At 62.1% G+C, this 12,725-nt stretch carries 13 protein-coding genes; 7 read left to right on the forward strand and 6 right to left on the reverse strand.

Features of this window, described 5'->3' with window-relative positions; genetic code table 11:
• The first annotated feature begins 4 nt into the window (after positions 1–4).
• Genes AC0V6X_RS11880 through AC0V6X_RS11900 form a run of 5 tightly spaced genes read left to right on the forward strand, consistent with a single transcriptional unit; the run spans position 5 to position 4,722 of the window.
• The gene (locus AC0V6X_RS11880; RefSeq protein ID WP_486184755.1) at positions 5–1,387 is read left to right on the forward strand and encodes a 3-isopropylmalate dehydratase large subunit; all 1,383 of its coding nucleotides are present in this window, start codon (positions 5–7) and stop codon (positions 1,385–1,387) included.
• Positions 1,384–2,004, forward strand: coding sequence for a 3-isopropylmalate dehydratase small subunit (gene leuD / locus AC0V6X_RS11885; protein ID WP_486184756.1), 621 nt, complete (start codon positions 1,384–1,386; stop codon positions 2,002–2,004). Before AC0V6X_RS11880 ends, leuD begins: the two co-directional genes overlap by 4 nt.
• The gene (locus tag AC0V6X_RS11890) at positions 2,001–2,921 is read left to right on the forward strand and encodes a hydroxymethylglutaryl-CoA lyase (RefSeq protein ID WP_486184757.1); all 921 of its coding nucleotides are present in this window, start codon (positions 2,001–2,003) and stop codon (positions 2,919–2,921) included. The genes leuD and AC0V6X_RS11890 overlap by 4 nt, the downstream gene beginning before the upstream one ends.
• A complete protein-coding gene (locus AC0V6X_RS11895) occupies positions 2,918–4,102 on the forward strand; it encodes a CaiB/BaiF CoA transferase family protein (protein ID WP_486184758.1) in 1,185 nt (394 codons plus the stop codon). The genes AC0V6X_RS11890 and AC0V6X_RS11895 overlap by 4 nt, the downstream gene beginning before the upstream one ends.
• A complete protein-coding gene (locus AC0V6X_RS11900; RefSeq protein WP_486184759.1) occupies positions 4,099–4,722 on the forward strand; it encodes a VOC family protein in 624 nt (207 codons plus the stop codon). The genes AC0V6X_RS11895 and AC0V6X_RS11900 overlap by 4 nt, the downstream gene beginning before the upstream one ends.
• A gap of 2 nt (positions 4,723–4,724) precedes the next feature.
• Here AC0V6X_RS11900 and AC0V6X_RS11905 read toward each other — a convergent pair whose 3' ends face one another.
• Complete coding sequence (locus AC0V6X_RS11905; RefSeq protein ID WP_486184760.1) at positions 4,725–4,964, reverse strand: DUF6356 family protein; 240 nt, start codon at positions 4,962–4,964, stop codon at positions 4,725–4,727.
• A 114-nt stretch (positions 4,965–5,078) separates the two neighbouring features.
• Between AC0V6X_RS11905 and AC0V6X_RS11910 the strand changes: the two genes are divergently transcribed.
• Positions 5,079–5,555 (forward strand): Lrp/AsnC family transcriptional regulator, encoded by a 477-nt coding sequence (locus AC0V6X_RS11910; protein WP_486184761.1) that lies wholly within the window; start codon positions 5,079–5,081, stop codon positions 5,553–5,555.
• Here the strand turns inward: AC0V6X_RS11910 and AC0V6X_RS11915 are convergent.
• From AC0V6X_RS11915 to AC0V6X_RS11935, 5 genes are all read right to left on the reverse strand, one after another.
• Positions 5,552–6,634, reverse strand: a complete 1,083-nt coding sequence (locus AC0V6X_RS11915; RefSeq protein ID WP_486184762.1) for a YeiH family protein — start codon at positions 6,632–6,634, stop codon at positions 5,552–5,554. The genes AC0V6X_RS11910 and AC0V6X_RS11915 overlap by 4 nt on opposite strands.
• Before the next feature lie 12 nt (positions 6,635–6,646).
• Positions 6,647–6,952: a DUF1330 domain-containing protein gene (locus AC0V6X_RS11920; RefSeq protein WP_486184763.1), complete on the reverse strand. Its 306-nt coding sequence runs from the start codon at positions 6,950–6,952 to the stop codon at positions 6,647–6,649.
• A gap of 16 nt (positions 6,953–6,968) precedes the next feature.
• Positions 6,969–7,661: a hypothetical protein gene (locus tag AC0V6X_RS11925; protein ID WP_486184764.1), complete on the reverse strand. Its 693-nt coding sequence runs from the start codon at positions 7,659–7,661 to the stop codon at positions 6,969–6,971.
• Positions 7,662–7,738: 77 nt separating this feature from the next.
• Entirely contained in the window at positions 7,739–8,110 is a 372-nt protein-coding gene (locus AC0V6X_RS11930) for a hypothetical protein (RefSeq protein WP_486184765.1), read from the reverse strand.
• Positions 8,107–9,324 (reverse strand): class I SAM-dependent methyltransferase, encoded by a 1,218-nt coding sequence (locus AC0V6X_RS11935; RefSeq protein ID WP_486184766.1) that lies wholly within the window; start codon positions 9,322–9,324, stop codon positions 8,107–8,109. Before AC0V6X_RS11935 ends, AC0V6X_RS11930 begins: the two co-directional genes overlap by 4 nt.
• A gap of 240 nt (positions 9,325–9,564) precedes the next feature.
• On the opposite strand from AC0V6X_RS11935, the gene putA reads away from it, so the two are divergent.
• Complete coding sequence (gene putA / locus AC0V6X_RS11940) at positions 9,565–12,711, forward strand: bifunctional proline dehydrogenase/L-glutamate gamma-semialdehyde dehydrogenase PutA (protein ID WP_486185578.1); 3,147 nt, start codon at positions 9,565–9,567, stop codon at positions 12,709–12,711.
• Positions 12,712–12,725 lie beyond the last annotated feature (14 nt).

Here is a 12,725-nt window from a genome sequence, read left to right on the forward strand (position 1 = left end):
AAACATGCCGAAGACGCTTTTCGAGAAGATCTGGGACACACACCACGTCGCCAAGACGGCAGGTGGTGCATCTCTGATTGCGATCGACCGCGTCTTCCTGCACGAACGCACCGGAGCGGCGGCTCTCGCCCGCATGGCCGAAATGGGTCGGACAATTGTCGACCCTGCGCGCGTTTTTGCGGTGATGGACCACATAGTCGATACACGCATTGGGCGCGGGGACAGCACTCTGATGCCAGGTGGAGAGGGCTTCATCACCGAAACCCGCGCTGCCTGCAAAACGGCCGGTATCACGCTCTTCGACGTGAATGACCGCGACCAAGGCATTGTCCATGTCATTTCTCCCGAACAGGGCATCGTCCTGCCCGGCTGCACGCTGGTCGCGCCCGACAGCCACACCTGCACGCAAGGCGCATTCGGAGCGCTCGCCTGGGGGATCGGCTCGTCAGAGGCAGAACATGCGATGGTGACGGGAACCTTACGGCTCGACCGACCAAAGACGATGCGGGTGACTTTTGAAGGCGCGGCGCCAGCAGGCGTGACACCCAAGGACATGATCCTCGCTCTCATCGCAGGCCATGGCGCAGGCGGAGGGGCCAGCCATGTGGTTGAGTTTGCAGGCGAAGCCGTACGTGCGCTCGACATGGAAGGGCGCATGACCCTGTGCAACATGGCGACCGAGTTCAGCGCGATGACGGGACTGGTAGCGCCGGATGAAGTGACGTTCGAGTATCTCGCCGGACGCACCTATGCGCCGGAGAGCTTTGATGAGCCCTACTGGCAATCGCTTCATTCCGACCCCAATGCCGGGTTCGACCATGAGATCGTTATCGACGCGGCATCTTTAAGGCCAATGGTCAGCTGGGGCACCAGTCCCGAGCATACTGTCGCGGTTGACGCGACCGTCCCAAATGGCCCCACCCGCGCACACGACTATATCGGCCTTGCTGCCGGAGCGAGCATCGCCGGCACCCCGCTGACCGCCGCCTTCATAGGCAGCTGCACCAATGCGCGGCTCTCCGATCTGAGGCGCGCGGCGGCGATCCTGAAAGGCCGCCGCATTTCGCCTGCCATCACCAAGGCGCTGGTCGTCCCCGGATCGCTGAGCGTGAAACGCGCGGCGGAGGCCGAAGGGCTGGACCGCGTGTTCGAGGACGCCGGTTTCGAGTGGCGGATGAGTGGGTGCAGCCTTTGCTTTTATGCAGGGGGAGAGGGCTTTGACCCTGGCGCGCGCGTCATCTCCTCGACCAATCGCAATTTCGAAGGCCGCCAGGGCCCCGGCATCCGCACCCATATCGCCTCCCCCGAAACGGTTGCGGCCAGCGCACTCGCAGGCGTCATCACAGACCCGCGCGACTATCTGGCCGTAGAGGAGGCCGCAGCATGAGCGCTTTCCCGCAGCCTCTCAATGGCATTGGCGCGCCGATCCCCGGACCGCAGCTCGGCGACAATATCGACACCGATACAATCATCCCTAGCCGCGAAATGCGCTCGACGGGCCGCGACGGGCTGGCGGACGGAATGTTCGCCCCTTGGCGCTATACAGACGCCGATGCACGGACCGAGAATCCCCGCTTCTCGCTCAACCAGACCGCCTATCGCGGCGCGCCGATCCTTGTCGCAGGCAGCAATTTCGGCTGCGGGTCGAGCCGTGAACACGCCGTCTGGGCGCTCGCCGAATATGGCGTGAAAGCGGTGTTGGCGGAGAGCTTTGCGCCGATCTTTCATGGCAACGCATTGCGCAATTTCATCCTGCCGGTGACGCTGGAGCGGAACGTGCTGGAAGCACTGGCCGGGCGGGAGATCACCATCGACCTCGCCGCGCAGACTGTCTCGGGCAAAGGCATGGAATACCCCTTCACAATCGAGGCTGAAGCTAAGCATATGCTCAGCGAAGGCCTCGATGTCATCGACCTCACCCTCACACAGAAGAGCGCGGTCGCGGACTGGACCACGGCCGACCGCGCGGCGCGCCCCTGGATCTATCTGGAGCCCACCCAATGACCGAAATCCTCATTTCCGAAGTCGGCCCGCGCGACGGGTTGCAGAGCATTGACCGGGTCATGCCGCTTGAGGCCAAGAAGGCTTGGATCGCCGCAGAGGCCGCAGCAGGCGTGAAGGAGATCGAAGTGGGCAGCTTTGTGCCCCCCAAGCTCCTCCCGCAAATGGCTGACACCGCCGAGCTGGTGGCCTTCGCCAAGGGCATTGATGGCCTGACCGTTGTCACCCTAGTTCCCAACGCCAAGGGCGCGCAATTTGCCGCCGATGCGGGCGTTGATGGGATGAGCATCCCCTTCTCGATGAGCGAGACCCACTCAATCAAGAATGTGCGCAAAGACCACCCCGCTATGCTCGCTGAGATCGCGGCAGCGGCAGCAATCGCGAAGGATCACGGCATCCACTTCGCCGTCGGCCTCTCCACAGCCTTCGGCTGCACGATGGAGGGCGCGGTGGCGCAGGATCAGGTCGTCCGGCTAGCCGCGCAAGCCGCAGAAGCGGGCGCGCAGGAGTTCAGCCTTTCAGACACGACGGGCTATGCCGATCCCGCCCAAGTCCGCCGCCTGACCCGCGCTGTGAAGGCCGAGGTCGGCGACGACATGCTCACAACGCTCCACCTGCACAACACGCGCGGCCTAGGCCTTGCCAATGTGGTCGCGGGGCTGGAGGAAGGGATCACCACCTTCGATGCTTCGCTCGGCGGTCTGGGAGGCTGCCCATTCGCGCCGGGGGCCTCAGGCAATCTGGTGACGGAGGATCTGGTGCTGATGCTCAATTCGATGGGCTATTCGACCGGCATTGACCTGGAGGCGTTGCTAAAAGTCCGCTCAATCATCGAGGAAGCGTTACCCGGAGAGCCGCTTTATGGCTTCACTCCGGATGCCGGACCGATGCTGGATTACAAGGAAAGGGCTGCGGCATGAGCACCTCTCCGCAACCCCTCGCCGGGATCAAAGTCGTCGAGTTCACCCACATGGTCATGGGGCCAACCGTGGGCCACATCCTCGCAGGCCTTGGCGCAGAAATCGTGCGGGTCGAGCCGATGGGCGGGGATCGGACGCGGCGCTTGAAAGGATCAGGCGCGGGCTATTTCCCGATGTATAATCGCGGCAAGCAGTCGATCTGCTTGAATTTGAAAGACGAGGGCGGCTTGAGCGTCGCCAAAGACCTGATCGCGGGCGCGGATATACTCGTTGAGAATTTCCGGCCAGGCGCGCTCGACCGGCTTGGGCTTTCGTATGAGGACTGCGCGAAGCTCAACGAACGGCTGATCTATTGCAGCGAGAAGGGCTTCCTGCCCGGCCCCTATGAACAGCGCACCGCTCTGGACGAGGTCGCGCAGATGATGGGTGGGCTTGCCTATATGACCGGCCCTACGGGCAAGCCTCTGCGCGCAGGCGCGAGCGTGATTGACGTCACTGGGGGCATGTTCGGCGTCATCGGTGTGCTCGCAGCGCTCGAAGAACGCCACCGGACGGGCAAAGGGCAGAAGGTCTCGGCCTCCCTGTTCGAGACCACGATCTACCTCGTCGGCCAGCACATGGCGCAATATGCCGTCACCGGCACACCCGCCGCACCCATGCCTGCCCGCGTCTCTGCCTGGGCGATCTATGACGTGTTCCAGACCAAGGACGATCCGGTTTTCATCGGCGTTGTTACCGATGCCTTGTGGGAGAAGTTCTGCAAGCTCTTTGCACTGGACGAATTGTGGGCTGACGAAAGCCTGCGGGAGAACAACGCTCGCGTCGATGCGCGCGACCGCATTCTGCCGGTGATCCGCGAGCTGATCGGGACGATGACGGCGCAGGAAGTGATCGCGAAGCTCGACGGTTCTGGCCTGCCCTTCGCGCCCATTGGCAAACCGCAGGACATGTTCGACGATCCGCATCTGGCAGAGGGCGGACTAGAGGATGTGACGCTCGACAATGGCACTGAAGTCCGTCTGCCTACCATCCCGCTGGAGATGGACGGCAAGCGGATCGGCTCTCCGCAGCGCCTTCCGACACCGGGCGCAGATACCCGCGACGTGCTCTCTTCGCTGGGCTATGACGAGGCTAAAATGGAGGCGCTGCTTGAGGCTGGCGCGGTAGGGGAGAACCAATGAGGAAGATGATCCGGTTCGTCTTAGTCGGAGCGTGTGCGACAGCGCTCTCGGCCTGCGTAGTCAACGTGCGCGGGGATCGCGGCGCAGACGGCTCGCCCGGAACCTCAGCCGCCGCGCCCGAGGACGCCGGGATCGACGCGCCCGATGCGCGCATTCCCACCGATGTGCGCCGCTCTACCATCATCGTGCGCGACATTGAGAACTCGCTGAAGCTCTACCGCGATGTGATCGGATTGCAGGTCAATTACGACACCACCGTCACCACGTCCGGCGTCGCTCTACCCGCCGGAGAACCGGGCGCTACCGCGCGGCTGGTGCTGCTCAATTCGAACGATCCGTGGGTCGGCTGGGTCGGGCTGATGGAGTGGATCGATCCCGCCATCCCGGCGCAGGACTATCCCAAGCGGATGGGACCAGGCGATGTCGTCATGGTGCTCAACACCGACGATGTCGAAGGACGCTGCGAGGCGGCCAAGTCCGTGCCCGGCGTGACCTTCACAGCAGAGCCGCGCTTGCAGGTCTATCCCGGACGCGATGGCGGGCCGGATATCCGCGTGATGGGGTGCAATTTCTTCGACCCCGATGGCATCCTGATCGAGCTGAACCAGATTCTTCAGTAACGCTAGATCACGAAATCGAGTGCCTCTGGCAGCTTGCTACGATGCGTCACCATGCGCCCGTGGAGCGTCGTGATCTGGCGGCTGCCGGTCTTCACGAACAGGAACGGGAAGACGCCGTGCAGCACACAGGCGCATCCGCCCGCAATCATGCGGATACCAAAGCCGCACGCATGGGCGAGGTGCTCCCAGTAGCTTTCGCCGACAGATACGGGGTGGTCGGTGAAGGCTTGTCTGAGCGGCATTGAGATATCCTTTTTGCAAAATGGCGAGCCTTGCAGTGTGTTTAGCGCACCGAACGCGGGATTTTCTCCCAAAGTCACTCGCATTTTAGCCTGAATTGGGATAATATTGCGCATATGAGTGTTTCGATAGAACTGGATGATCGCGACTGGGCGATCCTTGGGCTGATCCAGCGCGATGCGACGCTGTCGCTGCAAGCCATCGCTGACAACGTCGGGCTGTCGGCCAATCCATGTTGGCGGCGGATCAAGCGGATGGAGGAAGCGGGCATTATCGCGCGGCGGGTCGCGCTGCTCGACCCAGCGCTGGTGGGCTCTGGCACCTGCGTTTTCGTCGCGATCCGCACGCGGCGGCATGATGCAGACTGGCTCGAGCAGTTTCACGCCGCGATCGAGCGGATTGAGGAGATTGTCGAGTGCCACCGGATGGCGGGCGATATCGACTATTTGCTGAAAGTGCGCACCAGCGACATTGGAGGCTATGATCGCATCTATCAGCGCCTTATCCGCCGCGTTCCGGACATCGCCGATGTCACCGCGAGCTTCTCGATGGAGGAGATGAAGGTGACTACTGCGCTGCCCCGACCAGTCTAACCCAGCACCATCGTTGTCACCGCCAAAGCCGCGCCAAACGACCCCAAAGTCGCCGCCAATACCGGAAGCAAAGGCCGCCATCCCGCGCCGATCAGCATCGCCAATTGCGTGCGCATGGCGGTGGCGATGACGGCGAGGAGGAGCAGGAATTTGGATACCTCCAACCCCTGCACCGCGACAACCTGCGGCAGGGTGACAAAGCTGTTCACCACCACCAACGCAAGGAAGCCGAGGATGAACCACGGAACGCTGATTCGCTTCCACGCGGGTACGGCCTTCTTGTCCGCTCCACTTTGGCCCAGCCACAGCGCGATCACAGCCACCAGAGGCGCCAGCAAAGCGACGCGCGCCAGCTTGATAACGGTCGCCTGTCCGCCCGCCTCATCCGAGATCGAATAGCCCGCGCCAATCGCCTGTGCGACATCGTGGATCGAGGAGCCGACGAGATAGCCCGCCTGCGCCTCTGTTAGGCCGAGCGCAAAAGCAAGCGCGGGATAGGAGGCCAGAGCCAGCGCGCTCGCCAAAGTCACGCCCACCAGCGTCAGCGTAAAACGCGCCTGATCCAGCCGGTTACGGCCAACCACGCTGTAGAGCGCGAGCGCTGCCGAAATCCCACAAATCGCGGTCGCGCCGCCTGCGAGCACGCCGGCATAGCGCCCCTGCCCCGCGAGCTTAGCGCCCAGCATTCCGCTACCAAACGCCACCGCCATGATCGCAAGCAATCCAGCAAAGGCAGCCCATCCCAGCTCCGCAATCTGCATCAGCGAAACCTGCAATCCGAGCAGCACGATCCCCACCCGCAGGAAATGCCGCGATACGAAATCGAGGCCCTCGCCCAGCGCCGGATGCTCGGCCAGAAACGCCAGAGCCAGACCCAGCAGCAACCCTGCAAGGATCGCAGGAAAGCCATATTGCTCGGACAGCCACAAGGCTGCGAAGGCCACAATCAACGCAGTCGCAATCCCCGGCACCAGCGCACGAAGAGCAACACGGCGGGGGGCCTGCGCCTCCTCGACCTGATAGAATTCACCGAACAGGTCTCCGGCGTAAAGATTGGGATCGGGTTTGCGTGTCGCCATTGGCGCGAGGCTCTAGGCGGAAATGTCCGGTCCGTCGATCAGCAAGACCTGCACGTCGGCCAATCCCTCGCGCAATTTCTTTGCCTCGGCATATTCCGGGCTGTTCCAGAACGCCTTTGCCGCATCGCGGTCGGGCCATTTGGAGATCACCATACCGGCGCCGTCTCCGAAATCGCCTTCGAGCAATTCTGCCCCCGGACCACGCAGCAGATATTCGCCGCCGAACTGTCCGATCAGGTCGGCCGCCTTCGCGCCATAGCCAGAGATGAACTTCTCGCGATCATGGATGGCGGCGGTAACGATCATGTAGGCGGGCATAGTTTGAACTCCGAGATTAGAACGGCTTCACAGCGCCGAGGAAGCACACCGACGCAATCGTGATCCAGTAGATGTAGGCGGCAAAGCGCGCCATGGCGATCTCCCGCTCCAGCGCTGCTTCTTGCTCGGCATCTGGACCCATAGCGAGGATGCGAAACCGCTCGGTCCAGCGCCGCATGACGAGGCGCAGGAAGAGCCCGATGCACAACGCAAAGGCGTAAAGCGCCATCTTGGAGGGATACCACTGATTGAACTCGCCGCTTTGGATCGGGCCGGTGCCGCCAAACGCCATGAAGGAGGTGACCAAGAGCGCGGCTATGAGGGGATAGCGCAGCCATTCCTCACACTTGGTGACCAAGATGCCGATGTCCGTCTCGCGCTTGAAAAAGGCGGTCCATGTCATCGTCAGCCAGACGGCGAAGATGAGCCACATCCACCACACGCCCGCACCATCAAGCAGCGGCACAAAGCCGAACAGTTTGCCCATGTGGAGGCCGAGCGGGAGGAGCAGGACGATCCCCGTGCGCGCCAGAATATCAATGCGGTAAGCGGTCTCCATATGCCGCTTGCGCTCCTCCAAAGAGAGCGCGCGGTTGGTCACATTGTAGCTCGTTTGAAAGACGCCCCATTCGCCGCCCAACCAATACACCATTGCAAGGATGTGTATCCATCGCAGGATGGCGAGCTCGTTCGCTGCCAGAAATTCCATGATCCCCTCCCATTGATCCCTTCATCCCAGCCCCGTCCAAAAGGCATGTGGGAGAAAGGCGCGCTATTAGCGCTGCATCATTCCTTCTTCAGGCGCTCGACCACCTCCATGATCGGCGGGTCGCCTGCCTCCATCGCCTCGACCTCTTGCTGGAAGCCGCGCATAATCCGCGCGAGGTAAGCGCGTGTCGCGAGACCCCGTTCCTCACCGGCCTCGCGGTCCGGCACATAGGCTTCGATATCGTCGCGGCTGATCGTGCCTTTCTCGTCGAGCAGGCGCTCCACAGTGTCTTGCCTCTCCCGCAAGGCAGAGACTTCTGCGGCGAGCGCGAAGACGGTGGAATAGAGCCGGTCGAGTGCAGGCTCATCGAAATATTCAGGACGCTTGCCCTTGGCGCGCTTGCCAGAGAGCGCGACCCAGTCGAGTTTCTCTTTGTCATTGGCGCTCATGCAGCCGCCGCCTTTTCAGTAGAGGCCTTCCACGCGCCGTAAGCGTTCCAGATCGCGGCGCGGCCATAGTCCTCTTCTCCCTCATCAGGAGACGGCGGGAAGATTTCGGGATCGACCACCGCGCGCACACCGGCGACAAACTGGTCTTCACGGGCAAAGCCGGCATCCGCCATCACCTGCTTCAGGTCCTGACCGTGCATTGCTGACCAGAACGGCTCGTTATTGTTGAAGGCATCCCAATCGCGCATGAACTGCTCAAACAGCGGCATTTCATCGGAATATTGAGGCTGCTCGATATGCAGGATCAACCCGCCGGGTTTGAGCACACGGTGAGATTCCGACAGGATACGCGGCATGGCTTTGGACGACAGCTCGTGCAGGAACATGGTCGTCTGCACCCAGTCGAAACTGCCATCAGCCCAACGTGAGAGGTCTTCGCCCGAGGCTTGTACGAAGCGGATATTTTTGACGCCCATGGCGGCGGCACGCGCTGCTCCGTATCGAAGCGAGGCGGCTGCGGTGTCGATAGCGATGACCTCAGCGTCCGGAAACGCCTGAGCGATGGGCACAGCATTGTGGCCAACGGTGCAGCCGATATCGAGGATGCGCTTTGGCTGCCAGTCGGGTCGCTCGGCCTTGACCCAGCCAACGACCGCTTGTCCGCCGCCATCGTTTGATCCACCCAGCGCGCCGCCGGTCGTGGCAAACAGGCCGACATCGTAATTCGCGCCCACTGTCACATCGCCTGCCCGCTCTTCGGAGTGATAGCCACCTGGCTGACAGTGAATGTCGACCGCGGTCTGGTAATGCGGTTGCTCCACATTGGGATCGAGTTCGAGCTGGCCTGAATGCTCGTTATATTGCGATGCCATCGCATCCAGCTCATCAAGCTGGCGCAGCACCACCTGCCTCCCGAAATGCTGGCGCATCTCCATAGAATTGCGCTTCATTGCAGACCACATGCGGTGCCAAGGGTCTTGGTTCATCGCATCGCGGATTTCGTACCGGTGCTCCGGATCGCGGCCATGCTCTGCACGGAAAGCGGGCAGGACGCGGCTTTCATAAGCAAGCTTGTTGCCCGCCCCGATAGTTCCCGACAAGTAGCGGTTGAAGTGCGTGAGGAAGTTGAACCGCGCCACTTCGTCATGGCTGGCGCGCGGCATCATTTCGTGCCGGGTCATGGCGGTGTAGGGCGGGGGCAGATCGGAGGCCATGTCGGGGGTCCCTTTGGTTCTCTTACAAGCGCTTCAAATAATTTGTCCGGACAAATTTGCCAGAACGCGCGGCTTTGTCAATCATTCTAGTCAAGCCGAGCTACGCAATTCGCGCAAGTTTGGCTTTGACCTATCTCAATGGAAGAGGCGCACGACTTCGCTTGAAACTCGGCGCGCACAGGTGCAAATCCGCGTCCTCTCGATTTCCCGCGTGCAAAAGGAATTGTGCGAGTCGTGAACATGATGGATGTGCCTGCTGTGGGCCTTGACCGTTCGGCGCTGCGGCGCGCTTACCGCGCTGAGGAAGAGGCCTGCGTGGCCGAGAGGCTCGAACAGGCAGCCCCCGCGCGCAAGGTTGCCGGCAAAGCGGCGACGACGGCGGTGGCTCTGATCAAGGGCGCGCGCTCGCAAAAGGCCAGCGGCATTGATGCTTTCTTGCAGCAATATGGGCTCGACACAGAAGAAGGCATCGCGCTGATGTGTCTTGCTGAGGCCCTTCTGCGCGTGCCCGATGACAAGACCGCCGACGCGCTGATCCGCGATAAGATTGGCGAGGTCGATTGGGGCGAGCATCTGGGCGAAAGCTCCTCCACCTTTGTGAACGCGGCGACCTTCTCGCTTATGCTCACAGGCGAGGTGCTCGAACAACCCGAGGCGCATCAAAAGGGCATGGGCCGCACTCTTAAGCAGACGATGAACCGGCTGGGTGAGCCGGTGATCCGCAAAGCGACATTGCAGGCGATGCGCATTCTTGGCGGGCAGTTCGTCTTCGGACGCACGATTGATGAGGCCTTGAAGCGCGCCAAGCCGGAGCGCGCGCGCGACCTCACCCACTCCTTCGACATGCTGGGCGAGGCAGCGATGACCTTTGCCGATGCGGAGAAATATCGCCGCGCCTATGATGGCGCGATTGAGCGGCTTGCCAAGGAAGCGGCGAAACTGGGAGAGGCTGGCGGCGTTGGTCCCGCTCCTGGTATTTCGGTGAAGCTCTCCGCCCTCCACCCCAAATATGACTACCTCCACGCCGACAAGGCCCGCGCGGAAATCGTTCCGATTGTGAAGGCGCTGGCGGTGAAGGCGCGCGATGCGGACATCCACTTCACGATCGACGCCGAGGAAGCCGAGCGGCTGGAGCTAAGCCTCGACATAATCGAGATGCTGGTGAGCGATGATGAGCTTTTCACCCGGGCAGATGGATCGCGCTGGGACGGCTTTGGCATGGCGCTGCAAGCTTACCAGAAACGCGGCGTGCCGCTTTGCGATTGGGTCGCCAAACTGGCGCGGCGTCATGGGCGAAAGCTGTTCGTGCGGCTTGTCAAAGGGGCCTATTGGGACAGCGAGATCAAGCTTTCTCAAGTGGGCGGCTTTGACGATTACCCCGTCTTCACCCGCAAAATCGCAACCGATGTCTCCTACCTTGCCTGCGCCGCGCGGCTATTCGAACACGATGACGTGATCCGCCCAGCTTTCGCGACTCACAACGCCTACACCGTCGCGGTGGTCAAAGAGCTGGCGGCGGGTCGAGCTTTCGAATTCCAACGCCTCCACGGCATGGGTGAAGAAGTCTATGACGCGCTCCACAAGCTGGAGGGCAATAGCCCCACCCCGGTGCGCATTTACGCGCCGGTTGGCGGACACAAAGAACTGCTCGCCTATCTCGTGCGCCGCTTGCTGGAGAACGGCGCGAACACCAGCTTTGTGAACCGGATGGGCGATGCCGATGTGGCTGCCGAAGATCTGGTCGGTGATCCGGTGGCGGAGCTGGAGGCGTTGGAGGAACGCCGCAATCCGGCGATCCCTCTGCCTTGCGACATTTTGGGAGAGCGGCTGAACTCGGCAGGCGTCGACCTTTCCGATCCGATGGTGCTGGAGCCACTGCAAACCCGCCTCACTGAACTCGCCAATCTGCAATGGCACGCCGCACCGACATTCCCGGCGCAAGAATCGGGCGAGATCGCGCCGATCACCATGCCTCATGACCTCAGCGTCGAAGTCGGCACCCGCCGTGATGCAACGCAGGAGGAGGTAGACGCCGCCTTTGCTCGCGCGGTTCAGATCCAGCCGGGCTGGGACGCTTTGGGGGGCGAGAAACGCGCGCTGCTGCTCGAAGAAGCGGCCGACCTGTTCGAAGCGCACACGGAGGAGTTCCTCAGCCTGTGCCAGCGCGAGGCGGGCAAAACGCTGCTCGATGGCGTTGCCGAACTGCGCGAGGCGGTCGATTTCCTGCGCTATTATGCCAGCGAAGCGCGGCGCCAGTTTAGCGAGCCGTTGCCTCTGCCCGGCCCCACAGGAGAGGACAATTCGCTGACCATGCACGGACGCGGCGTGTTTGTGACGATCTCTCCGTGGAACTTCCCGCTCGCGATCTTCATCGGGATGGCGGCGGCAGGGTTGGCTGCAGGCAATGCCGTCATCGCCAAACCGGCTGAGCAGACCCCGCTTATCGCCGCGCTGGCGGTCAAGCTGTGCCACGAAGCGGGTATTCCTGCCGAGGCCTTGCAGTTGATGCCGGGAGCAGGCGATGTGGGTCAAATGCTCACCTCTGACCCGCGCCTCGCAGGCGTCGCCTTTACCGGCTCGACCGAAACGGCCCAAGCGATCAACCGCACTCTCGCCGCGCGCGAAGGGCCAATTGCGACGTTGATCGCAGAGACTGGCGGTCAAAACGCGATGATCGTCGATTCCTCCGCCCTGCCAGAGCAGGTCGTGCGCGATGTCCTCGCAAGCGCGTTTCAAAGCGCAGGGCAACGCTGCTCCGCCTTGCGCGTGCTTTATGTTCAGGAGGATGTCGCGGACGAGATGCTGGAGATGATCCGCGGCGGCTTCGACGCGCTGACAATCGGCGATCCCGCCGACCTCGCAACAGACGTTGGCCCGGTGATAGACCCCGATGCGCAAGCCGCGCTCGAACGCCATGTCGCGCGACGCGAAGCCTCGGGTCACGTCATCTGGCGGCGTGAATTGGCCGAGTTCACCGAGAAGGGGTGCTTCGTTGCACCCACAATCATGGAGATCGGCTCCATCTTAGACCTGAAGCGGGAAAATTTTGGGCCGGTGTTGCACGTCGTGCGCTATGCGGCGGAGGACCTCGCCAAAGTCGTCGATGACATTAACGCGACCGGATATGGGCTTACTCTGGGTCTCCACAGCCGGATTGCGGCGACCCAGCGTTTTGTTCAAGCCCGCGCGAAGGTCGGGAACTTCTACGTCAATCGCAACCAGATTGGTGCGATCGTTGAGAGTCAACCCTTTGGCGGAGAAGGCCTATCAGGCACCGGGCCCAAGGCTGGCGGCCCCCATTACCTCGCGCGATTTGCGACCGAGCGTGTGACCTGCGTCGATACGACCGCAGCGGGCGGTAATGCTAGCCTGCTGGCGAGTATTTGACGCCCGCGAGCGAC

This window comes from Erythrobacter sp. S267 (assembly GCF_057365045.1).